The 24,251-nt window shown below is 40.1% G+C and carries 23 protein-coding genes; 2 read left to right on the top strand and 21 right to left on the bottom strand.

Features of this window, described 5'->3' with window-relative positions; genetic code table 11:
• Positions 1–113 precede the first annotated feature (113 nt).
• From ACFSGI_RS01095 to ACFSGI_RS01080, 4 genes are all read right to left on the bottom strand, one after another.
• On the bottom strand, positions 114–1,046 hold the full coding sequence (locus tag ACFSGI_RS01095; protein WP_204826541.1) for an ATP-binding cassette domain-containing protein: 933 nt from the start codon (positions 1,044–1,046) through the stop codon (positions 114–116).
• A 49-nt stretch (positions 1,047–1,095) separates the two neighbouring features.
• Positions 1,096–1,485: a GntR family transcriptional regulator gene (locus ACFSGI_RS01090; protein ID WP_204826540.1), complete on the bottom strand. Its 390-nt coding sequence runs from the start codon at positions 1,483–1,485 to the stop codon at positions 1,096–1,098.
• A 42-nt stretch (positions 1,486–1,527) separates the two neighbouring features.
• Positions 1,528–2,259: a hypothetical protein gene (locus ACFSGI_RS01085; protein ID WP_204826539.1), complete on the bottom strand. Its 732-nt coding sequence runs from the start codon at positions 2,257–2,259 to the stop codon at positions 1,528–1,530.
• Between the two features lie 287 nt (positions 2,260–2,546).
• Entirely contained in the window at positions 2,547–2,735 is a 189-nt protein-coding gene (locus ACFSGI_RS01080; RefSeq protein WP_069329489.1) for a hypothetical protein, read from the bottom strand.
• A gap of 632 nt (positions 2,736–3,367) precedes the next feature.
• On the opposite strand from ACFSGI_RS01080, the gene ACFSGI_RS01075 reads away from it, so the two are divergent.
• Positions 3,368–4,582 (top strand): MGDG synthase family glycosyltransferase, encoded by a 1,215-nt coding sequence (locus tag ACFSGI_RS01075; RefSeq protein ID WP_204826538.1) that lies wholly within the window; start codon positions 3,368–3,370, stop codon positions 4,580–4,582.
• A gap of 86 nt (positions 4,583–4,668) precedes the next feature.
• Here ACFSGI_RS01075 and ACFSGI_RS01070 read toward each other — a convergent pair whose 3' ends face one another.
• Complete coding sequence (locus ACFSGI_RS01070) at positions 4,669–5,250, bottom strand: xanthine phosphoribosyltransferase (protein WP_204826537.1); 582 nt, start codon at positions 5,248–5,250, stop codon at positions 4,669–4,671.
• A 638-nt stretch (positions 5,251–5,888) separates the two neighbouring features.
• On the opposite strand from ACFSGI_RS01070, the gene ACFSGI_RS01065 reads away from it, so the two are divergent.
• Positions 5,889–6,236: a helix-turn-helix domain-containing protein gene (locus ACFSGI_RS01065; RefSeq protein WP_204826536.1), complete on the top strand. Its 348-nt coding sequence runs from the start codon at positions 5,889–5,891 to the stop codon at positions 6,234–6,236.
• Positions 6,237–6,431: 195 nt separating this feature from the next.
• Here ACFSGI_RS01065 and ACFSGI_RS01060 read toward each other — a convergent pair whose 3' ends face one another.
• The 16 genes from ACFSGI_RS01060 to ACFSGI_RS00985 form a co-directional block, all read right to left on the bottom strand.
• Positions 6,432–7,760 carry a UDP-glucose dehydrogenase family protein gene (locus ACFSGI_RS01060; protein WP_204826535.1) on the bottom strand — a complete coding sequence of 443 codons (1,329 nt, stop codon included), beginning with the start codon at positions 7,758–7,760 and terminating at the stop codon, positions 6,432–6,434.
• A gap of 321 nt (positions 7,761–8,081) precedes the next feature.
• A complete protein-coding gene (locus ACFSGI_RS01055) occupies positions 8,082–9,263 on the bottom strand; it encodes a glycosyltransferase family protein (RefSeq protein ID WP_204826534.1) in 1,182 nt (393 codons plus the stop codon).
• Positions 9,227–10,594, bottom strand: coding sequence for a sugar phosphate nucleotidyltransferase (locus ACFSGI_RS01050; protein WP_204826533.1), 1,368 nt, complete (start codon positions 10,592–10,594; stop codon positions 9,227–9,229). The genes ACFSGI_RS01055 and ACFSGI_RS01050 overlap by 37 nt, the downstream gene beginning before the upstream one ends.
• A gap of 59 nt (positions 10,595–10,653) precedes the next feature.
• Positions 10,654–11,940: a glycosyltransferase family 4 protein gene (locus tag ACFSGI_RS01045; RefSeq protein WP_204826532.1), complete on the bottom strand. Its 1,287-nt coding sequence runs from the start codon at positions 11,938–11,940 to the stop codon at positions 10,654–10,656.
• Positions 11,941–11,975: 35 nt separating this feature from the next.
• Positions 11,976–12,581, bottom strand: a complete 606-nt coding sequence (locus ACFSGI_RS01040) for a WcaF family extracellular polysaccharide biosynthesis acetyltransferase (RefSeq protein WP_204826531.1) — start codon at positions 12,579–12,581, stop codon at positions 11,976–11,978.
• Between the two features lie 19 nt (positions 12,582–12,600).
• Complete coding sequence (locus tag ACFSGI_RS01035) at positions 12,601–13,743, bottom strand: glycosyltransferase (RefSeq protein ID WP_379282196.1); 1,143 nt, start codon at positions 13,741–13,743, stop codon at positions 12,601–12,603.
• Between the two features lie 40 nt (positions 13,744–13,783).
• Entirely contained in the window at positions 13,784–15,037 is a 1,254-nt protein-coding gene (locus tag ACFSGI_RS01030; RefSeq protein WP_204826529.1) for a hypothetical protein, read from the bottom strand.
• A gap of 1 nt (position 15,038) precedes the next feature.
• Positions 15,039–15,581 carry a DapH/DapD/GlmU-related protein gene (locus tag ACFSGI_RS01025; RefSeq protein WP_204826528.1) on the bottom strand — a complete coding sequence of 181 codons (543 nt, stop codon included), beginning with the start codon at positions 15,579–15,581 and terminating at the stop codon, positions 15,039–15,041.
• Positions 15,582–15,646: 65 nt separating this feature from the next.
• On the bottom strand, positions 15,647–16,807 hold the full coding sequence (locus ACFSGI_RS01020; RefSeq protein WP_204826527.1) for a glycosyltransferase family 4 protein: 1,161 nt from the start codon (positions 16,805–16,807) through the stop codon (positions 15,647–15,649).
• A gap of 306 nt (positions 16,808–17,113) precedes the next feature.
• Entirely contained in the window at positions 17,114–18,481 is a 1,368-nt protein-coding gene (locus ACFSGI_RS01015) for a flippase (protein WP_204826526.1), read from the bottom strand.
• A 92-nt stretch (positions 18,482–18,573) separates the two neighbouring features.
• Positions 18,574–19,557, bottom strand: a complete 984-nt coding sequence (gene gmd, locus ACFSGI_RS01010; protein ID WP_204826525.1) for a GDP-mannose 4,6-dehydratase — start codon at positions 19,555–19,557, stop codon at positions 18,574–18,576.
• Between the two features lie 66 nt (positions 19,558–19,623).
• On the bottom strand, positions 19,624–20,562 hold the full coding sequence (locus ACFSGI_RS01005; RefSeq protein ID WP_204826524.1) for a GDP-L-fucose synthase family protein: 939 nt from the start codon (positions 20,560–20,562) through the stop codon (positions 19,624–19,626).
• A gap of 37 nt (positions 20,563–20,599) precedes the next feature.
• The gene (locus ACFSGI_RS01000; protein ID WP_204826523.1) at positions 20,600–21,295 is read right to left on the bottom strand and encodes a sugar transferase; all 696 of its coding nucleotides are present in this window, start codon (positions 21,293–21,295) and stop codon (positions 20,600–20,602) included.
• The gene (gene galU / locus ACFSGI_RS00995; protein WP_069329505.1) at positions 21,295–22,203 is read right to left on the bottom strand and encodes a UTP--glucose-1-phosphate uridylyltransferase GalU; all 909 of its coding nucleotides are present in this window, start codon (positions 22,201–22,203) and stop codon (positions 21,295–21,297) included. Before galU ends, ACFSGI_RS01000 begins: the two co-directional genes overlap by 1 nt.
• A 376-nt stretch (positions 22,204–22,579) precedes the next feature.
• Positions 22,580–23,254 (bottom strand): CpsD/CapB family tyrosine-protein kinase, encoded by a 675-nt coding sequence (locus ACFSGI_RS00990; RefSeq protein ID WP_204826522.1) that lies wholly within the window; start codon positions 23,252–23,254, stop codon positions 22,580–22,582.
• Positions 23,238–23,987, bottom strand: a complete 750-nt coding sequence (locus tag ACFSGI_RS00985; RefSeq protein ID WP_204826521.1) for a YveK family protein — start codon at positions 23,985–23,987, stop codon at positions 23,238–23,240. Before ACFSGI_RS00985 ends, ACFSGI_RS00990 begins: the two co-directional genes overlap by 17 nt.
• Between the last annotated feature and the right edge of the window lie 264 nt (positions 23,988–24,251).

Here is a 24,251-nt window from a genome sequence, read left to right as displayed (position 1 = left end):
GCTTGATCGCTCCTTTAAGATGATTTGCTAAAGCAAAAATCATTTTCTCATTGCATCTTGATCGCGCTTATATTGCCAAGCGCTTATCGTAAGATATTTTGCTAAAGCAAAAATCATTTTTTCATTGCATCTTGATCGCGCTTATATTGCCAAGCGCTTCTCCAATAATATAATAAGTCTTCCCATTCGAGTCCTCTGGTCTGGATCGAGATTCCATTTTCAGCAGCGGCGGTTTCTAATTGTATAGCATCAGTGGTGATGACACGTACAGATAGATCGGATTGTACTTCCCATGCGATAATGCCGTCACACTCGTGCAAGCTATGAATAACGTCTGGATCGCCTGCGCCGGCATTGATCCAAATCTCTTTCCATTTTTGGTATAACGTATCTTTTTCTTCGATACCATAAATCATACCGTCATTCATGAGCATGACATAATCGGCAAGTCGCTCAACCTCTTCCATCCGGTGGGTTGTAATCAGAATACTAAGCTCGCTAGTATCCATAAGTTGATGTAAAGTACGGATCATATCTTTCCAGGCAAAGGGGTCTAACCCGGAAGAAGGTTCATCCATCAGCAACAAGTCCGGTGTAGTAGCGATCGCTGCGGCAAATTCAAATTTTTGCCGTTGCCCTTTAGAGACTTTATTTAACTTGGTATTAGAGGGGACTTGAAATTCGATTAGCAATTGCTCAAACTTCTTTTGATTCCATTTGGGATACCAATGAGAGCGGAACTTAGCGGCATCCAGAGCAGTCATTCGATTTTCTTCTATAGATGAATGTTCTGAGACATAAGCAATTCGTTGCCGGATATGAAGAGGTAGTTCATCTTTCTCGGATTGACCAAACCATGTCATCCATCCTTGATCTGGATAAATAGTCTGCATCATCAGATTCAGCAATGTACTTTTTCCTGCTCCATTTTCACCAACAAGAACCGTAATATATCCTTGAGGTAATTCAAAATTAATCGGTCCAATCGTATGCTGACCTCGTGTTTTGTAGACTTCATGTAATGAAATGACTGATTGTTCCTGCATAGCTGTTTCCTCCTTAGCTATATGATAGGCTTATCATTCAATAGTGATATTATGTTGTAAAATGTTGTTCTATTAGTTCTGCAAACAATTGTTGTAATTGCTGTTGATCCCATCCTAAAGCGGTACTTTTCTGAATCGCTTCCTTTAAAATTTTGCGTACATTCTCTTCGCTCATCTGGGTAAGTTGTCCTTGTTCCACTTTCATCACAAAGGTTCCTGTTCCTTGACGTGTACGTAACCATCCTTCATTCTCCAAGTCTTGATAGACTCGTCGAATCGTAATCACACTGCATTTCAGATCGGCTGCAAATTCGCGAATAGAGGGTAATAATGTACCTTCTTGTAATGTTCCTCCAATAATAAGAGAACGTAATTGATTCTCCACTTGCCGATATAATGGTTCAGCACTGTCTTCATTGATCTGCACAGGTATCTTCATACCTCTACCCCTCCTAACCCTTGCACTCTCAAATACATTATCTTATACCAAATCTCTATGCCGTAATGTACGCCGAATACCATAAATAGATAACATCATACACACTATACCGATCCCAATAGAACCCCACATCAGCGGTGAAGCTAATTTATATTTCATAGCTACCAATAAAAAGGTATTGGTGATATTCCAGTCTAACCAGACACTGCCAATCGACAATAGTATCAATACAAAAATAACGATAAAAGTGAATTTAATATAATTCTTACCTGAAAGGCTAAACTCAAAATACAAATAAACACTTATTAATGTTATACAAAAGCCAGCCCACGTTAGCGCAAAAGCAATATAAGAAATAAATGAAATATCTACTTCAAAACGAATTCTTGATATATAGAGAATAGAAAAAAATAATGTCCAGTTATATAAAAAGATAAGTGCCATCTGCTGAACTCTTCCCCATATAATCGCTGTTGAAGAAACAGGCAAAATACGAAGATAGACTAAATTTTTGGTGTATGTATCTTCTTTTTGCAAATGAAATGCTCGTCTAGAAAAATCAGTTCCTAACAACGGTGCACAGATCAGCATAATAAAATCAGTTGTACTGGATTGTAAAAAGTGATTCTTTCCAGCCAGTGTACCTGTATAAAAAAGTAAACCTAATATGCCGCTCATATAAAGTACAAAGATCGTAGACCAGACAAACATCATCCGATTGTTCGCAAAATCTTTACGAGCCAATATCCAACCATACTTGAAATTCTCGCTCATCAATATACCCTCCATTCAGTGTATATACTGTATATATCTATATACACAGTATACATTGTATATATACACTGTCAATAGATTTGAAGATATTCCTTTTTATTTTTTAAGATTATGATTGTTCTAGCTAAAAAAGCACAAAAAAAGTCCTCTGGCGGTCAGTCGCCAAAGGACGGTATGTCTTGCTTTCATTAAATTACGAAAATAATCATCACATTCATTGTTCAGTTGTTACATAAAATTATAATCATTACATTTTCAATAATCGTCGCATGTGCTTACATACGTAATCAAGAGACGGACGAATCTAACTTAACAAGTTCATCCTCGACAAGAAGCGTGAGTTCTTCTTCGTATCCCCCGGTTATGTGATACTTGCGAACATATTCCTTAACAAATTTCTTTGGATCCTTAGGCCGAAAAATGCGTGTCATTTCCCGTAGACTTTCCTTGACTTCGTTGTGTCCTTTAGTTGCCATGGAATTCCCTCCCAAAACGTGCCTTGTTTTTGAGAACGCCGAAAAGATCCTTTGGTGTGTTTGTAGTTAGATATGAAGTTGTATCTCATCTGTGATCTTTTAGCACTTTCTTCGGGCATCTGACATATTACATACCCTTTAAGATAAATGCTGAATCAATCCGGCTGAATGCTCTTATCTTCTTAGTACAAGGCTGATGTACCCGCATATGGTATATCCCTGCGCATGTGAGCGCCTCTCTAGTGTGTTGGTCGCTGTTAGCAACGTGTTCAACGCCAACCCTTATCTAAGCACCTTATTATTTTATAATATCATACTTTTTAGGATTATAGCACTTTTGTTTGTTAAAAAAAGGTACGAAATAAGTTAATTTTTTGGCGAATCTTTGTTGCATCTATCGCGTATATTATATGTAATTTAGTTGGTGAATCACTGCAATCTATAAGGTTGTCTCTAAAAGGAGGCTATAGGGTAAACAATAAGAGAGTAGCACTTTGGCTTCTCCATTTATTACTGTTATCCAGCCTATATTGGATTATGCATAACAGCTCGTGCTATGCTCAAGTTCAAGCAACCGATAAAAGCTACTTTTATAGAAATAGAATACATTTGGCTTAGAAAGGAATGTTCGCATGTCGCACAATTCGTCATCAATTCTAATCGTATATGCAAGTTATGGTCATGGACATTATCAAGCTGCCAAATCGTTGCAAGCCAGTCTATTAGAACGTGGTGTTCCACATGTAACATTACTTGATGTAATGGCTGAATCTCATCCCTGGATCAATAAAATAACTCAGTTTATTTATATGCAAAGCTTTACAACTATTCCACATCTATATGGATGGGTGTATTATAATACCCGCAAAATGAAAGCTACTTCGTTATTTGGCAAAGCTCTTCATTCGTTGGGTATACGAAGCTTGCAAGCTGTATTAGAGCAGGAACAACCGGATCTGGTTATTCATACTTTTCCACAATTGGTATTGCCTACGATGAAAAATCGCTGGCAACTGACAATGCCGCTTGTCAATATACTGACTGATTATGATCTACATGGGCGCTGGCTTCATCCTCATATCGATCATTACTATGTACCTTCTATCGATATGAAGCAAGATATGTTAGCTCAAGGTGTACCCTCAGAACGGATCAGTGTGTCAGGTATACCTTTACGTGCTGACTTTGATCAGAGTCTATTTAATAAACATCATCCAGTAGCCGATGTATCTAAGCGCAAGCAACTTCGTATTCAAGCTGAACTACGACCTGAACACAAAACTGTTTTATTGCTTGCTGGCGCTTATGGCGTGCTCAAAAATGTTCGTGAAGTGTGTGACCAACTTGCAGAGCGTAGCGATACGCAAGTGATAGTGATCTGTGGTAAAAATGAATCTTTGTTAAAAGAGTTACATACTCGCTATAGTGAACATCCTGCTTTTACGATTGTAGGTTTTACTGACCGAATGAATGAGTGGATGATGATGAGTGATTGTGTAATCACCAAGCCTGGAGGAATTACCGTCGCAGAATGTATCCATTGCGCCTTACCTATGTTTCTACTCAAGCCTGTACCCGGACAAGAATTAGCCAATGCTCTGTACTTGCAATCGCATCAAGCTGCTGAAGTCTGTGATTCTTCTTCTGCGCTTGCTGAGCGACTTATACTGGCACTGGATCAACCAGAGGTTCTATCACATATGCAGACACAGCTACGTGCTCTTCAGACTCCTCAGGCATCAAGCTATATTGCAGATGATCTGATTGAACGCTATCTGTCTCAAGCACATGCTGCTCAGTTACGATCTGTATCGCTCAAGCCTAATTTACAAACAACTATAAATTAGACCGATATCGAGCGATCCAGCATACGATAAAGCTACCAAATAGCTTAACAAACATCGATGACATTCAACCGATCATGACTGTGAATCTATAAAGGTAGTTCTACAAATTGAACTTGTCCGTTATCTAGTGAACGGATTCGCACTAATGATTCTAGTCGATATCCTTCATCAATCAGTAATTGTGCACCAGGTTGGAAAGACTTTTCAATAACGATGCCGATTCCTACAACTTCTGCTCCTGCTTGTTTTACGATGCGAGCAAGTCCAGAAGCGGCTTCTCCGTTTGCTAAAAAGTCATCGATAATCAGTACACGATCACCTGGTTTTATAAATTTTTTGGAGACAGTGATATCATTGCTTTGTTTTTTCGTGTAGGAATATACCGTTTCTACAAAGATATCTTCGGTAAGAGTAAGAGACTTTTGTTTACGTGCAAAAATCAATGGCACACCAAATTCTAAGGCTGTCATAATGCCAGGCGCGATCCCTGAAGACTCAATCGTCAAAATCGTAGTTACGCCAGTATCTGCAAATAATTGTGTAAATGCTCTACCGATTTCTTTCATCAATAGCGGATCCATTTGATGATTTAGAAAAGAATCTACTTTAAGAACCTGTCCTTCCAACACGATACCTTCATTGATTACTTTTTGACGAAGCAATTCCATGATGATCTTCCTCTCCGGGTAAATGTAGTGTATATAAGTAAGCTAAAGTATATCATGTCCACTTCGCTTCTACCTGCAAGATAATCTTCAAATGGAATGAATTTATTTGTAACAATTTTGATTATTTGTCCAAATACCATAGTAAAGAATATCAAAGTAATGGTATATTAGGACTATATAACTATTATTCATTTATATCTAAAGTATATTTATAATATTTTTCTAAATTCCGATATATAAAGTGATCCGTACTACCTTAATTTTACGTATATAATGATGTATATACAATTTTTGGTTATTGAGTAAATAATTAACTAAGTAGCTAAGTTATATGTTGTATACTTATATTTTACATAAAACAGCATATGCAATTTTACCTAATCAGTATATATACTAAAATATATATTCAATAGACTTCACTCTTTATAATTTATCTACTAAATTAGTATATAGCCGTATAAGAACGTATATCGTCGAATTAAGGAGTATGATTGTTACTACAAGCTAGTTAGGAATTGTATTTATATAGGCAATAATAACTTCACATGATATAATATGTATTATTGTCTGCGGCTTTTTTCCTAACTGTAACAGCATCCAAGTCGCACACATTTTAGGTTATTTAGGGGGTTTTTGTATTGTTCGCCAAACGCCTCAAACTACTTCGCAAAAGGCGAAATATGTCGATGAAGGAAGTTGCAGATCATGTAGGAGTAGCCAAAAGCACGTATGCAGGCTACGAGTCCGGATACAGACAACCCACTTTGGAAACGATCCAATCTATCGCTAAAAAATTGAGCACTACTTCTGATTATTTACTCGGTTTGACCGAAGAATTTGATCCTGCTCAACAAAATACGAATGCACGCGAATTTTTAAATTATACCCAGCTTCATTGGGACGGTGTGCCTTTAGAAGAAGAAGATCTTCAATTGATTCGTCAATTGTTAGAGCGTGTAGTAAGAGATCGTTCCCATACCCAGTGAAATTTTCATTCTATTTTTCTTGATTAGTGCTGATTGAGCATACTGATCATCAACTACGATATACACCTGAAGCTCTTTGATTTGCTAATGATGATCAATAGATGTTCTGATCCTCATATCTGAATACAACAGCAAAAAAACCGACGCTGAAGATGTACTTCAGCGTCGGTTTTTGCTATAGGTTACAATCTATGATTATGATTGAGTTGCGATAAAGCTATCACGAAGCAATGCTGGACGACCCATAGAATGGTAATCGAAACCTGTTTCTTTGACACGTTGTGCACTATACACATTACGTCCATCTACAAGTACAGATTGGTTCATGACTGCTTCTACTTCTTTAAGATCGATATTAACGAACTCGCCCCACTCGGTTAACAAGCAGACTGCATCGCAACCACGAGCCGCTTCTAGCGCACTCTCTGCAAAAGTAATTGACTCATGATCGTATTCACGACGGAAGTTTTCTGCTGCTACTGGATCAAACACTTGCGGTTTGGCACCGAATTCTACTAATTTCGGTACAATCTCCAAAGATGGTGCTTCACGAATATCATCGGTATCCGGTTTGAATGCTAGACCCCAGACAGCGATTTTTTTACCTTGCAAAGTACCTAATGCTTCTAACAACTTATCAACAATTCCCCAGCGTTGCGCTTGGTTGACTTCGACTACAGATTTCAGTAATTTAAAGTCATACTCTACATTACCTGCAATTTGAATCAAAGCATGCGTATCTTTCGGGAAGCAAGAACCACCGTAACCGATACCTGCATTTAAGAATGAAGGCCCGATCCGACGATCCAATCCCATACCTTTAGCGACTTCGTCTACATCTGCTCCTACTTTGTCACAGATATTAGCAATTTCGTTGATAAATGAAATCTTTGTTGCAAGGAAAGCATTGGATGCGTATTTAATCATTTCAGCACTACGGATATCTGTCACTACTAGATTTTCAGTCAAAGGACGGTGCAATTCAAGTAACAAGTCTGCTGCTTGTTGTGTCTGTACACCAAGTACTAGACGATCTGGATTGAATGCGTCTTTGACCGCAGAACCTTCACGTAAAAATTCTGGAATCGAAGCTGTATCAAAAGGTTGATCTGTTAAAGAAGCAATAATGCTATTTACGCGCTCATTGGTTCCAACAGGGACTGTACTTTTGACAGCTACAACAGTGTACCCTTTCATAGAAAGAGCAATCTCACGAGCTGCTGCTTCGATATATTGTAGATCGGCTTCACCGGAAGGAAGTGGTGGAGTACCTACTGCAATAATCACGAGATCCGATTCGGATACTGGCCCACTCAAGTCCGTTGTAAATGTTAATCGTCCTGCTTCTACATTCTTCATCATCATTTCTTGAAGACCTGGTTCGTAGATCGGGATGCCACCGCTTTGCAATGTTTCGATCTTAGAAGCAATTTTATCTACACAACGTACGTTGTTTCCTATTTCTGAAAAGCAGACACCTGATACCAAACCTACATAACCTGTACCTATTACAGTAATATTCATCATTACCACTCCTGTTCCTTATTTGTAATTTTATATTTCAAAACAGATTGAGTATGTTATTCCAAAACCTCTATTCATCTATCCCGTAGTTCAACCGATATAGTAATTATAAGAAATTGATTCATTTGTCAGATTGACAGATTCAATCTAGTACGGATTCAATCTATGATTGGACAAATATTTTTCAATCTCATTCTATATTTGGAGGCTGACCATTATGAGATATCAAACTAATCCATCATTTGCAAAAGGATGCCTATGGGGCACTGCAATTTCACTATTATTATGGGGTGCTATCGTCTGGATCGTAATGCACTAAGTTCAGACTACTTTTACATGATGTAAAAGGTTCTGAATATAATCGGTAATCTCTATCAGAGTTGAGCTGAATATATGATGATCAGTGCTTGACACTTTGCTTGGTGGCACATGCTCAAGCTTATCGATCCCATCCTCAGCCGAAAATGTAAGTTGCTGAATTTCTTCCCATGACATCAAGTACAACGGATGATCGACAGGAACAGCTGCAATCGTATGACGATCTTCATAAAAGTGACTGCGATTAAGCAAAATGAGTGGCTTTGCTAACTCGATCGCTTCACAGACGGTGCCCCATCCTGGCTTAGTGATTACCAGATTGGCGGCAGCTACATAATTCTGTGATTCGGTATATTGATCAGGAATCTGTACGACATTAGGATGGTCAATATCCATATTGGACGATACGATAAATACGCACTCTTCACTATCCCACAGTTCCATCGTTGACCAGTGATCTAGCTGTATACTACGACCTAAGCCAAAAAAGATAATTTTGCGTTGTCCGGTCGGATCTAATTCTGTACGAATACGCTCGACTTCCTGAAGATCAGGCTGTCTGCAAAAGAATCCTGTATCTATCCGGCATTTGCGTCCCCACTGTGGTTCGGCACAACCGGCTAGACTGATAAAATGATCCATCTGCGCGTATGCTTCGCGTAATTGATTCAGATCTGACTTTTCCAACATGTCTTGATAAGCGGTGTACCAGGTAAAGTTGGAAATACCTAACGACTCTACACCTGCACGTTGCGCGGCAACAAATGGAATCGGTGAAATATCACTAATGACCAGTTGTGCTTGCACCTTTTCTAAAAATTGCTGTTCTTGCATAACTCTTTCTGCAAACAACGACATATCGAGGTTATATTGCTGTCTCAGGCTTTGTATATCTGCTGCAATCGAATCGTTGTGTAACACATAACCCGTATCCGAGAATATGCTTCTATATTCGATATGGTGATCTTGATACATTGATGACATTTTTTCTAGCTGTAACGAATCCATCAAAAACGGTAAAGCTTTGCCACAATTCACGATTAAGCGGATAGGTGTATCTTGATATCGCTCGAGTAGCTTGCGGATAATAGCGATACTTCGAGTCGCATGTCCATATCCATAATCTGAAATGTAATAACAAATAGTGATTAAATCTTCATGCAGTTTTGTTCGATCTCTTCCCATGAATGGAATAGCTCCACAATTTGATCGTTCTGCGCATTAAAGCCCGTTTGGACAACGATCACTTCTAGATCCTTCACTGCCCGGATACTATGAAGTGCTTTGACTGGAATATGCAGTACGTTCCCTGCTCTTACCCGCATCATGTTACCGTTTAGAACAAATTCACCTTCACCTTTAACGACTGTCCATACTTCTTCACGATCAGTATGTGACTGGTAGCTGAGGTTCTTACCTTCTTGTAGACCGATACGCTTCGTTAACACGCAACGTCCGTCTTCATACTTCTGATCATCCAGTACAACGACCCAGCCCCATTGACGCTCTTCATACATAGGACCTTGATCAAAATTCACTAATTCTTTCAAACGTGGACTGGATGCTTTATCCGATACCAGAATACCGTCCGGGCTGACAGCAACAACAACATCTTTCATACCCAAAATCGTAACAGGTACGTTCGTTTCGTTGACTAGATGCGTATTCTCACAATCTTCGCTGATAATACCGCGTCCAATTTGTACGCTGCTCATTTCCTCGGTCAATGTATTCCATGTACCCAAGTCTTTCCAGTAGCCGGTATATGGAAGAGCAATAATGTTATTCGCTTGCTCAACAACTTCATAGTCAAAACTAATTTTTGGTAAACGATCATATTGTTTAAGGAATTGCTCGTATTGGATAGGCAATCCTTTTTCTTCAAGTAAGCTGATCAGATAGCCTAGTTTGAAAGCAAATACACCACAGTTCCACAATGCGTTCTCCGCGATTAGTTGTTCTGCATATTCTTCTGTCGGTTTTTCCTGGAAACGGCTTACTTTGCGTAGACCGGTTTCTGTGGTTTCGCCTGACGGAATAATATAACCATATTTGGAAGAAGGATAAGTTGGCTCTACACCGATTAGTGCAATATCTGCATCGGATTCTTGTAATGCCATTTCCATACTTTTTACAGTGTCAAAAAACATATTGTCTACATAAGGATCAACTGGCAAAATCGTAATCACTTCGTCCAAGCTGACACCTTCCATAGAATATAGATAAGTTGCTGCAAGTGCGATAGCAGGAAACGTATCTCTTCGTTCTGGCTCAATAATAAGGGGTACATCAGCACCTACTTGACTCCGCATAATCTCGACTTGAGATTGACCAGTTGCGATAAGGCTAGATTCGCTTAATCCACAAGCATCCAATTGATTCCATACACGCTGAACCATAGATACCAGTTCACCTTGTTCATTTTCCAGTACTCTCAAAAATTGTTTTGATCTTGCATCGTTAGACAGAGGCCACAAACGCTTACCTGAACCTCCAGATAAAAGGATAAGTTTCACTCCAATCCCTCCCATTTCTTTTTTAGTATGTTACGGATGGTTGGTCGTTCCGACTATATTTATCTTGATTCAGAAACCATAGTTGTTGACGGAGACTGTGTCGCCATGGATAACAATAGCTGACGATATTTTTCCAGCGATACATCGCGGCGTAAATATTTTTCTAAATAGTCCCGTCCATTTTGACCGATCGCTTGAATTTCTTCAGCATCCATCTCGTACAGACGACGAAGTTGAATCGCAATATCCTCATAATTTTGAGGTTCTGCTACAAGTCCACAAGCTCCTTCGACAATAAGGCGATGTGCTTCGCTACCTGATTCAAGAACACCAAGTACTGCTTTACCAGCCGCCATAACGCCGTAGATTTTACTTGGAACGGAGACCCCTTTGATGCCTTTCTGATTCACGACCAGATGAACATCAGCAGCATTAAGCGAATATTTTAAATCCTCTTTCGGTTGGAAAGGGAGAAAACACACTTGACCGGATTGTTCGAGTCCATGTTGTGCTGCATACTCCTGCATCTTTTTCTTTACCGCACCTTCTCCGATAAAAGCAAAGACCAGATTTTTGCAATCTTTCAGACCCGGTATAATCGTCATTAGATTTTCCAGATCGTAATACAGACCCAGATTACCGGAATACATCACAACGAATTTGTCTTGCCAGCCATGATCGGCGATAAACTTCGCAACTCGCGGGTGATTTTTGTCCAACGGAACGATTTCTTCTTCATTCGTCCAGTTGTTGATGACTGTATTTTCGATATGTTTACGTCCACCAAAGCGGTTAACCAATGTCTCCTGCATATCTTTACCAACGGTAATAATATGATCTGCCATTGAGCAGTTGATATTATCGATTGATCGAGCTACATTGAAGATCCATTGACGCTTGGTGTATCCTACAGCTTCTGCTTGCTCAGGGTTGAAATCTTGAATATTGTAGATATGTTTGGAACGTTTGAATAATTTACCAATCGTACCGATCAACCCGCCTAATACCGGTGGTGTAGAGATCGTGTAGATAAAGTCGGTATTTTTTTGCTTCAATAGCAAGTAAGTCGCATAGAAGAAGTAGGTCGAAATATACTTGATCCGGCTGAATTTACTTTGCTTATCGACCTCAGGAAGACGAATCCGAATCACTTTAATATTTTCAAGGTGATCGGTGATATAACGTCCTTTCGGTGCAGCTTCGCCTCCATACCCTGGAGGACATTCAGCAATCACTGTAATATCAAAGTCATGTTGTAAGTACAGACATAACTCGGTTAATAATTGTCCCGTTGATGCATAGTCGGGATAAAAGTAGTTAATGACAAAAACTATTTTTGGTTTCACACTCATCCCTCTTTTGTCTATAGGACTCATTTGATTTACTTGATACGGTGCACTTGAGCAATCGAAGCTACTGGATTTTCCTTAGTGACTTCTTCCGGGAAACGATACTTGTGAAATGCAGCCGGAAAACCGATATGCACTTCATTCGCTGGAATGTCTTTAAAAATCGTACTACGTGCTCCTGCAACACCTAATTCATGAATCGTTACGCCTGGATAGACAAATACGTCGCTTGCTACCCATGCGCCATCTTTTACATTAATCGGCTTGGTGATCAATCCGAACGTTGGATCATTTAATTTGTGACTGCCTGTACACAGATAGGAATTCTGGGAAATGACACAATGGCTACCGATCACAATCTCATCCAGACTGTAAAATTCAACATTATCGCCGATCCATGAATATTCACCGATTGTGACTTTCCACGGATACGTAAATTTAGCAGATGGACGAACATGAACACCAAGTCCAAGCTTCGCTCCAAAGCTGTTGAGCAAAAATCTTCTCCAGTTATACATGTTATGCAGGGAGAAGCGGAATAAGGTTCCTTGTACAAACCACCAGAGTAGACAATATAGCCCTGATCTTCCGCGTGAATACTCTTCTTGTGAATATTGATCCAGTCTAATATTTACCATCTTCATCCCTCCTTCCCGCTTATTTCATTGAAGTGGATTCCGAATAGACGACTTTCTCTTGGGTACCACCGCTAATTGCGCGATTCAATACTTTATCCAATTTGCCAGCAACGACTTTATGCGAACAATCGCTGATCAACCATTGCATCGCACGAGCTGGATATAGACTGTACTGTGCTGGATGACGCAAGATTTCATTGATCGCTGCTGCTAATTCTTGTGCACTATCATTGCCATACGTGACGAACATATTCTGGTTAATCAGATTAATATCAGATACACCGGAAGTGAGAACCAACTTGCCGTATTTGATATATTCGACCACTTTGGAAGGGAACGAACATTCACTGAACAGAATCTTTTCACGTTGTGTATTTACAAATAAATCCGCTTGTTCCATCAATGCCGCATAATCGTTATCATCCAAAAAACCGTGGAATGTGATATTAATGCGTGCATTAGATTGGCTAGCGATAAACTGTTTTACTTTTTCTTCTAACGGACCATAGCCTGTAATATCTAATTGAATCATGCGCTCAGTGTTCACATGGGGGAGCGCTTCAAGCAGAATTTCAATACCGCGGTCGTAATCGAGTCGTCCAGAGTACACCATACGGAATGGTCGATCAGCCTTACCTAGATTCACTTCCTGCACAGGCTTGAGCTTCGCAGGATGAACAGTACCTCCGCGAACCACTGTATAGTTGTCGGTGCGAATTCTTTTTTTGAGTACAGAGGTAACAAGTACAGCACCATCTAACAATTTGTTGGCAAATTTTTCTACCATGACGGTTAGCTTTTTGTAGTACTTATTCGTTTCGGTTACCGCATAGATCCCATCTTCATACTCAACAATAAGTGGCACACGATATAGCATTTTGAACAACATCGCTGGTAACGCTGTTTCTAGACGATAATTGTAGAAGATCACAGCACGCGATTCTCCTTTATGCGCCCGATTCCAACGAACCAGTTGAAAAAATGTCGTAAACAGTGTCAAAAACAGACTGATAAACTTTGCATCTACGGTTGCCGGATAAATGACTTCACTTCGATGTCCAATCGAATAACGATCTGCGCTGAAAAAACGAAATGTATTCTTTTTGAGTAGCAATGGAGAGATTACCGTAATCTGGTTATCTCCTTCCTCCAACGCATGCAAGATACAGTCAATTTTTTTATTGCCTGCCGTATGTTTTGAGCTATATCCCCTTTTCTGGTGCAATTGCTCGTCCACGTAAGGGGCTACGTAAGCGATTGACTTCGTTTCCATGGAGTTGTTCACCACTCTTTAATTTTTGTTCTGAAGCTTTTACATCGAAAAACATTAACATGACGAACAATGGCTGAAAGATCATATTTTCAGTGGAAAAGACGATCATAAGTGCAATAAAGATTAATATGCTTTGGAACACACTGCCGATTGCTCGTTGTAATCTTGAATAATAATAGATCAACATCATCAGGAGTAACGGTAAGCCAAATTGATAACCAAAGGTCAGTAATGAATTTGAAGAATCACCTATTCCATACCGTTCCATCAGTACGCTATTGTTCTGGAAGCCCCAACCGACAAGCGGTTTCTCAATCATGAGCTCCAGATTCGATGTAGTATCCAGTGATCGGCGATCAAACGATTGATTGCCATCCTGAAACTTATCTGCAATAACACCACTTTGACTTTCAAAATAAATCAGCGGAATTAACAGCAATAACGGAATAATTAATTGCGTCATCTGCTTGCGTTTACCGCTACGGATCAGATAAGCGAAGTAGATCAATCCGCAGATCATATATCCAGAAGTGGACATCGTTGTAAGTAATGTACCGGTAACGAGAATCAATTTCCATTTGGGCAGCTTCCGGTTGGTGAACAGCATCAGGAAAATGCCCAAATTCAGAAAGACTTGAAAAGCACCAGGTTCCCAGAAGATCCCCTGATTTCGTGACATATTCCAGTTCCCATATACATAAAATGGTGTGATTCGATAAACACCGTTCCACACATTCACTGTTGGGAAAGTAGATCTTACAAATTCAGGGCTAACTACACCCAAACCGTAAAAAGGTAAACTCAGTAACGCCAGTGCAACGATAATCCACTGATAACTTTTACCAGCTTGCTTCATATCTAGCCGATTAATAATCATAAAAATCGCTAGAATCTTGAGAATCAATCCACCATAACCGCCCACATTATCGCGATACAGTAACATATTGAATAAGATAAACGATAAGATCACCATCAAGGTTAAAAAGTGCTTGGGTTCTATTCGCTTGGGAAAGTAAAACACTACCGCTGTTGCGAACAGAATCATAATAAAGAGGGAATAATATAATTTGCCGAATAAAACAGAACCCGACGTAATCACAATAAGTACCATCGTAATAAAGATAAGTAGCTTATTTTTGACGGTAATATCTATTTTTGGCGACAAACTCTGTGCATTCAGCATATTATTCCACTCCTTCCAAGTGCTTGATAACTTTAGCCGGTACTCCAGCAGCGATACAATTTGGTGGAATAGAGCTAGCGACAATACTGCCTGCTCCAATCACACTATTGCGACCGATCGTTACTCCTTTAAGTACAGTCGCATTGGCACCAACCCATACATTATCTTCAATGACTGTATCGGCTTTGCCTACATCCAGTGGATTTTTGTTAAATCGACGATTCTCCGGCTTAATCGGATGAAAATCGGTATCACTGATCTGTACATTGACACCTAGCATCACTTGATTACCAATACTGACGCGAGATACTGCGCAGATACTTGCTCCGCTAATGCCTACATCGTCGCCAATTTCAATCACTGCCCCTTCTGCAAGGGTACGAATCACTGTACGATGATTGAGTCCGATCGGGTTACTATAATCGGATGAGCACAAAATAGCGTTATGCCCTATTTGAATCGAGCTTCCCTTTTCTCGATCCACAATCGGCATACCTACAGCAATCAAGTTGTTGCCAAATGTGATCTGCTGTTCTTTTAGCATTCTCCGGGTGAAGACGGTAGAACACTTTTTCGCTACTTTGCGTTTGAAGCGTATAAAGCTTGTGATCATACGGTTTCTCTAACGAAGAATCGGTTATAGAAATCAAATGTCCGCTTGGTGTTTTTGCGCGCATCGAAGTTCTCTTCTGCAAAAGCTAACGCATTTTGAGAAAGCTTCTCGTATAATGCTTTGTCTGTACCGATTTTAACCATATAATCTTCCATCGCTTGATGATTACCATCCTCGAACAGGAATCCTGTTTTGTTATGAAGAATCAGTTCATTCGGCCCACCAATATTGGTAGCAATCGCTGGTTTCTTCATTGAGGCTGCTTCAATGATACTGCGTGAAAAGTGAGGTTCTACAAACGGGCACATCATCACATTACTTGCGGCAATTAACTGCGGTACATCGTCACGGAAAGCCAGTGTAATGATCTGATCATTTCCTTTAGCTTCTGCCATAACTTTGTCTTCGTACGCATTATTTTTATTAAAGTAAAATCCACCAACGATCAACTTGAAGTTCGGATGACCTTTGCTGATTTTGTTAAATGACTTCACCAGATCCAATACTCCATTCCCTGTAACTACACGACCAATGTACAAAAAGACGATATCGTCATCGTCTATACCGAGTTCCCTGCGAACAGGAGCCCCGTTTACATCTGGATTGTAGGTTCCAAAGTCCACGAAGTTGTATACGACTTCTAATTCTTTCCCATTGCTGTCGACGGTCTCGGAATCGAACTGATCGATAGAGATATAACCATCCACGTATTTGTGATTCATTCGTTTTAAAATATTTCCTGCGAATGAGTTCAATAGCGGTTCGCGTACATGGCAGACCACTTTGGTATCAGGAGATACTTTTTTAACTGCTTTGGCAACCTGGAACAGACATGTGCTGTTCAAGTGAACGATATCCGGTTGGTATTTACGGATATATTTTTTAGCTTGAAAATACGTAGGTAGTGCTCCAATCAGATTACGAATAAACAGTTTCGGTCTCATGCCGGATACGGTTGATCCATGAAAAGGAAACATGCCTTTAGCGACTTCCACCGGTAATCCACCGGATTCCAGCAATTTAACAGCCGGGCCGTTGCGAATTGTCAGTACATGACCATCAAACTTTGTCTTATCGAGATGACTAATGAGATAAGTCAGACTTTTCGGTGCTCCGCCCATGAATCCTGAATGATGGACATATAGTACTTTTTTCATCAGCTCTTACCTCCTTATGTCTGTGATTAAAATGCTTTGAAATATGAAGCGCTCAAGTTGCTCAGAAAAGCTACTACACTTCGTGAACAAAATCGTTCTTGTCGTCGCTTGTTGTTATCGACTCCTTTTCATTCACCGCTTTGCGGTAAGGACTCGATAACAAAGGCGAACGCTTCGCTCTTTCAGAATGATTTTGTACCCTTCGTTCCGACGCTTATCTGATACTTGAACAGTTCATTTCAAAATGATTTGTAAGAAAGATATAATATCGGCCTGGATACTATACAAACCTTGTTGATGTAGAGATTAGTTATTGGTTGTGACTTCACGCTTTTTGCCTGGTCTGAGTTTGTTGAAGATGGCAGTGAATGGAGAGATAAGTGTTTTGGACATCATAATGCCGGATACGCGGGTTTCTTTGAATAAGAAAGTAAAGGCGTAACTGGATACGATAAATGCTACAACTGTTCCCATTGCTGCGCCGACTCCACCGAATAGTGGGATCAGAATTAAGTTAATTCCGACTTTGGCAACAGCACCCATCACCTGACTGATCAGTTCAAAGCGATACAATCCTTCGCTAATGATCCATTTGTTCAACGCTGCTCTCATAAAGACGAACAAACACGCCCAGACGTGAATCACTAGAATACTGATAGCGCCTGTATATTCTTGACCATACAAGATCGAGATTACCGGTTTAGCCATAAAGGTTACAACAATACAGATAGCAAGTGCGAACCAGAACAGCATGTTATACAGCTTTTGTAGTTCAGCTTTGTAAATATCAGGGCCGAGTTGCTTATTTTTGATCATACTCGGAAAGTAGGATGCCGCGACTACAGTTGGTATGACGTACCATACTTCTGAAAGTCTAGCGGCAACCGCGTATACCCCGACTGCTGTCTCGTTGATCATGTAATTGAGCATAACCTGATCGATTTTGAGATAGATAATCGTGGATATTCCGGCTACGATCAAAGGCCAGGAGCTATTCATCAATCGTTTACCAAGCGGCCAGTTAAATGACCATTTGGTGAACTGAATTTTGTTTCCCTGTGTGAATAATAGGAAAAGAAATCCAAGAATTAACTCCAGTGCATAAGAAACAGCGAACCAGATCAAAGGTGCGTGCATAACTACAAGCAATACTTTCATAATGGTTGTTAAAGCAAACGCCGCACCTTTGGCATAGACAGCATATTTGGCTTCCACGACTGAATCAAACCACTGGGAAATCACATCCAGCGGTTGAAACAGAAGGTTAGCGGCAATGATGACCATACTCCACTGCACTACTGGATCTTGTCCGGGTATAGTAAAAGCAGCGACAACAGTGATTGCAAAAGCAATCAATCCACTGAACAGTCTTAATAAAGAAACTGTTCCGAGAATTTCGGTTTTGTTATCAGGATCTTGCACCAGTTCTTTGACGATAATATTAGCAAGTCCTAACGGAACAACTGCACCAATAATCGTTACAAAAGCAATCGCGAAATTATATTGCCCAAATTGCTCGGGACCCAGATAACGCGCTATCCAGATACTGGTGATCATGTTGATCGCAAGTCGTCCGAACTTGTCCATGATCTGCCAGTTGGTATTGAAAAAGATTTTGCGTTTCTCTGGCGTCATCGAAAATTTCTTTCGCATTTTGGCGATCGGGTTAGCCATGTGGTTATCATCTCACTTCATCATTTTGCAAAAGTCCGCGGCAGTAAGTTACCCCTTAACTGATCTTTTCCTAATGGTGTAGAAGGAATCGATTAATATACAGGTACTTCTACTGGTCTTCCAGCATGACGTTTAAGATCGGCATCCACCATATTAGCTACCAATTGTTTGAAACCAACTTCCAATTCCCAGCCCAATTCTTTTTTCGCTTTGGTGCAATCACCTAGCAACAAGTCTACTTCTGCTGGACGAACAAATTTCTCATCGATGACTACATAGTCTCTCCAGTTCAGACCTACATGATCAAAAGCAACTTGTACTAGCTCTTCAACCGTATGCATTTCACCTGTAGAGATAACGAAATCGTCCGGTGTATCTTGTTGAAGCATTAACCACATTGCTTTTACATAGTCACCTGCAAATCCCCAGTCACGTTGAGAATCCAAGTTACCCAGACGAAGCTCTGTTGCTAGACCCAATTTGATCTGTGCTACACCGTCAGTAACTTTACGAGTTACGAATTCAAGACCACGACGTGGTGATTCGTGATTGAACAAGATACCGGAGCAAGCGAACATATTGAAGCTTTCACGATAGTTAACTGTGATCCAGTGTCCATATAATTTAGCGACGCCGTAAGGGCTACGCGGATAGAAAGGTGTTGTTTCTACTTGTGGAATAGCTTGTACTTTACCGAACATTTCACTACTGGATGCTTGATAGAAACGAGCATCTGGCTTCGCGATACGTACTGCCTCTAGCATATTTGTTACTGCTAGTGCTGTTAATTGACCTGTTGCAATCGGTTGTGGCCAAGAAGCCGCTACGAATGATTGTGCTGCCAGGTTGTATACTTCATCAGGGTTAGAAATACGTACCGCTTCGATCAATGAAGCCAAATCTGTCAAATCACCAGAGATCCATTCGATTTTGTCTTGGATATGAGCGACATTCTCATAGTTCGGTGTACTTGTTCTACGACGAAGTCCGAATACTTGATATCCTTTTTCTAAAAGCAATTCCGCCAAGTACGATCCATCTTGTCCTGTTACTCCAGTAATTAGTGCTCTTTTCATAGTTAATTCCCTCCACAGTATGTTTTTATTTGTTTTAAAAATATATTTGAAAAGTATGAGTTTAATTTATTGATTAACAGCAACGCTATTACGGAAATCAGCATAGACAGCGCGGATACCTTCTTCTAAAGGAATACTTGCTTTCCAGCCTAGTGCATTGATTTTAGTTGTATCTACCAATTTACGTGGTGTACCATCTGGCACGCTTGAGTTAAATACCAAGTCGCCTTCATATCCAACAATGTTTTTGATCATAAGCGCCAGGTCTTTGATTGCGATATCTTCACCAACACCGACATTCACGATTTGGTTATCTTCGTAGTTGTCCATTAAGAACAAGCACGCATCTGCAAGATCATCGGCATGTAAAAATTCACGTTTTGGTGTTCCTGTACCCCAAATTTCAACGGTTGGGCTATTGTTTTCTTTCGCTTCATGAATTTTGCGTACCAATGCTGGCAATACATGAGACGATTTAAGATCAAAGTTATCATTGGGGCCATACATATTCGTAGGCATTGCTGAGATAAATCGTGAACCGTATTGACGGTTGTAAGATTCACACATTTTGATACCTGCGATTTTAGCAATAGCATAAGGTTCATTGGTTGGTTCCAACTCGCCTGTAAGCAAATATTCTTCTTTTAGCGGTTGTGGAGCGAACTTCGGATAGATACAAGTTGATCCTAAGAACAACAGTTTTTTCACTCCGTTAAAGTGAGCTGCATCGATAACATTCGTCTGAATCAATAAATTGTCACGAATAAAATCAGCAGGGAAATCGTTGTTAGCCGCAATACCGCCTACTTTTGCTGCGGCTAGGAATACATAATCAATCTTTTCTTGTTCAAAAAAGCGATACACATCGTCTAGTTTACGCAAATCCAATTCAGAACTACTACGGTAGATTAAGTTGTTATATCCTTCTTTTTCTAGAGCTCGTAGGATTGCAGATCCAACTAATCCTTTATGACCAGCCACATAGATTTTGGCATCTTTATTCATTAATGTGTCACCTCGTCCTTATCTTATGATGTTATTCTCAAAACGCGTCTTTAGAACCGAAAAGGACTCTAACTGTTTTGAAAAGGATATATATGTCGAACAGGATTCCTCTTTTCTCAATATATTTCAGGTCTAGATCAACCATTTCTTCAAAGCTTAATTCGTTACGTCCACTTACCTGCCATAATCCGGTACATCCCGGTATAACACTTAGACGCAATTTGTCACGTTTGGTATATTCTTCGACTTCTCTTGGCAATGGAGGACGTGGTCCAACCAGACTCATATCACCGCGAAGTACATTCCACAATTGTGGAAGTTCATCGATACTCGTTTTACGGATAAAGCGACCGATACGAGTAATACGTGGATCGTCTTTCATTTTGAACATCGCACCTTGAATTTCATTCTTTTCTAATAGTTCTTTGAGCCGCTCTTCAGCATCAGAGACCATAGATCTGAATTTGTACATCCTAAATGGCTGTTCATCTTTACCGATCCGTGTCTGATAGAAAAACACTTTCCCTTTAGAGTCCTCAAGTTTGATCAAAATGCCAAGTACAATGAAGAGCGGTGACAATACAATCAGACCGAGCAATGAGCAAAAGATATCCAACATGCGTTTCATAATTACATAAAAACGTAATCTAGCTGACGTTTTCCCTACATGTCTTGCATAAAATTCGCTATAGTTCGCCCAGGCTTCCGCTTCACTCCCTTGTCTTGGAGTCATTAGCTATCACCTCTTACCACGAGCAACTCTTCTTGCAGTAACTCTCTTTCCAATGTTTCTTTAAGAGAACGCAATAAAGGTGCTTTCAGGTCTTCGTTTCGTAAAGCAAATTCAATTGTTGTTTGAATAAAACCTAATTTTTCACCTACATCATAACGTGTACCCTGGAAATCATAAGCGAATACTTGTTGCAATTCATTCAAGCGTTGGATCGCGTCTGTCAGTTGAATTTCTCCACCTGCACCTACTTCTTGCTCCCCGAGGAACTCAAAGATTTCCGGTGTAAGTACATAACGTCCCATAATCGCTAGATTGGATGGTGCTTGACCTGCTGGCGGTTTTTCTACAAATTGGCGAACTTGATGCAGTCGACCAAATTGTTCCGACGGATCAATAATTCCATATCGATGAGTCTGATCTTCAGCAACCGTTTGTACACCGATTACCGATTTCTCAGTTAGCTCGTATTGTTCAATCAATTGACGCGTGCAAGGTGTATCAGATTGGACGATATCGTCACCCAATAACACTGCAAATGGTTCGTCTCCAATAAAATTACGTGCACACCAGACAGCATGCCCTAATCCTTTTGGCTCTTTCTGCCGAATATAATGTATATCGACTTTGGAAGACTTCTGAACTTCGTCCAGCAAATCCAGTTTGCCTTTTTCTAAAAGAGTCGCTTCTAATTCAAAAGCATTGTCAAAATGATCTTCAATTGCGCGTTTCCCTTTACCGGTTACGATAATAATGTCTTCAATACCCGAAGCGATAGCTTCTTCAACGATATATTGGATCGTTGGTTTGTCTACGATCGGCAGCATTTCTTTCGGCATAGCTTTGGTTGCTGGCAAAAAGCGTGTGCCTAGCCCCGCCGCGGGAATGATAGCTTTACGAACCTTCTTCATAAAATCACGCCCTATCCTGTTTTTTTGTGTGGTGTACAATCATGCTGGCCAAGTTGCAGGTATGTAAGCATTCCGACCTTAACCTTTTCATAGAAGGTAAGATCGATGCTTAGGAGCCTTCTGTTGCAATGAGAATTCTGAAGACAGGAGTTATATTCTCTCCAATGGTTTTTTACTATAACGCATATCTTCAGCCTATTCGCATTCCGGCTCTGTAACATTATACGAATCCGGGCATTCAACCCGTCCTCACCATCATACCCTTGACGATAAACGTCTAAGGCTACTTTTGTAGCCCACAGCATGACCGAGTATCTCCAGTGATATGGGTGCAGGAGACATTACCCCAAGCTTGACCTATATAGTTGAAAGTCAGTTATTGCTCTTCATGATAAGCTGTTGATAATGTTTTGCGACTCGCTTGATTTAGTACAGCGCCTAATACATGAGCACCTACAAATTCAAGACTAGCTGTTGCTTTGACGATATCTTTACGACTGGCTCCACCTGCTTTGATGACCATGACAACACCCTCACATAGCGGTGTCGCTACTTGTGCATCGGTAAAAGGTAGCAAAGGCGGTGTATCCAAAATCACCAGATCGTATTCCGACTTCACTTCATCCATCAAAGCTTCCATTCGCTTCGATCCTAGAATCTCAGAAGGATTAGGCGGTACAGCACCGGAAGTCATAACACTTAGATTCAATGTGCGAGTCGATTGAATCGCTTTAGATAGATCGTCTTTATCAAACAACACATTCGATAACCCTATACTATTCGAAATATTGAAAATACGGTGCATCGCCGGGTTACGTAAGTCACCATCAATAATCAGAACACTACGTCCTGTCTCTGCATAAGCAATTGCTAAATTAGCAACAGTTGTACTTTTACCTTCGCCCAATGTGGCAGAAGTGACGATAATACTTTTCACTTTGGCATCCAATCGGGAAAAATCAATATTAGTACGCAGACCTTTATAAGATTCTGCGATCAATGACTTTGGATTTTCTTTGGTAATTAACGGCCATTTAAGTGTGGTTGGCACGTTCTCCACCTCCTGTAAACGGCTTAGCTGGCACTCTTTCTTTTGCCGTCATGTCTTCTTCTTTCATTTTGGCGATCACTCCAAGCACAGGCATTCCGAGAACATCGCGGATATCTTCCTCGCTTTTGATCGAATCGTCCATATACTCCAGTAAAAAGGCAATTGCGATACCTACAACCACTGACAATACCAATGCGATTAATACAAACAACATCGGGCTAGTTGTAATCGGCGGTGTAGAAACGCTAGGGTCTGCTTTGTCCAAAATAATAATGTTATCAAAATTCATCAGTGTTGGAATCTCACGTTGGAATACCGCTGCAATCGCATTTACTTTTTTAGCAGCACTCTCATACGATGTATCCACAACTGACACTGACATCACTTGTGTTTCATTGACTGCGTTGACACTCACCTGATTGATCAATTGTGAAGCATTTGCATTCAAGTCTGGATATTCTTTTACCACTTTGTTCATAATGGCAGGCGTTTTAATAATTTCTTTGTACGTTTTGATTAACTGAATATTAGAATTGATCGCTCCGATATTAGCTGTTGTACTGTCATCGCCTGCTGTTGGGCTGCTATTGACAACCAATTTGGCTGTAGCACTGTATTGCGGGCTATTTGTCATATAAGCGTAGACGCCTGTTCCGACTGTAATGACCACAATAATCAAAAGAACCAACCATAATCGCTTTTTAATAATATTAAAATATTGTTTAATCTCCACAATCCTACCTCCAATGACGTATAAGTTGAGTTGATCTCAAAGCTACGAACGTTGGATCACTCTTTACTTGTAGATTGAATGACTTCAGCACTCCTCCTATGTTGAAAATATCCCCTGATGATTACTTTCAAAAAACGAACCAACCAAGTTGTAGCACAATAAGTTACAGTTTGTCATTTATTTATTACAAATTTGTAACATAGTTTGAATAAGAAATAACGGCGTTCACATAATGCCTACGATTACGAGAGATTGCCGTCTATT

Origin of the sequence: Paenibacillus nicotianae (assembly GCF_042681745.1) — a bacterium.
GTDB classification, from domain to species: domain Bacteria; phylum Bacillota; class Bacilli; order Paenibacillales; family Paenibacillaceae; genus Saccharibacillus; species Saccharibacillus nicotianae.
The sequence above is the reverse complement of the archived record's forward strand: the minus strand, read 5'-3'. Positions and strand labels throughout refer to the sequence as shown.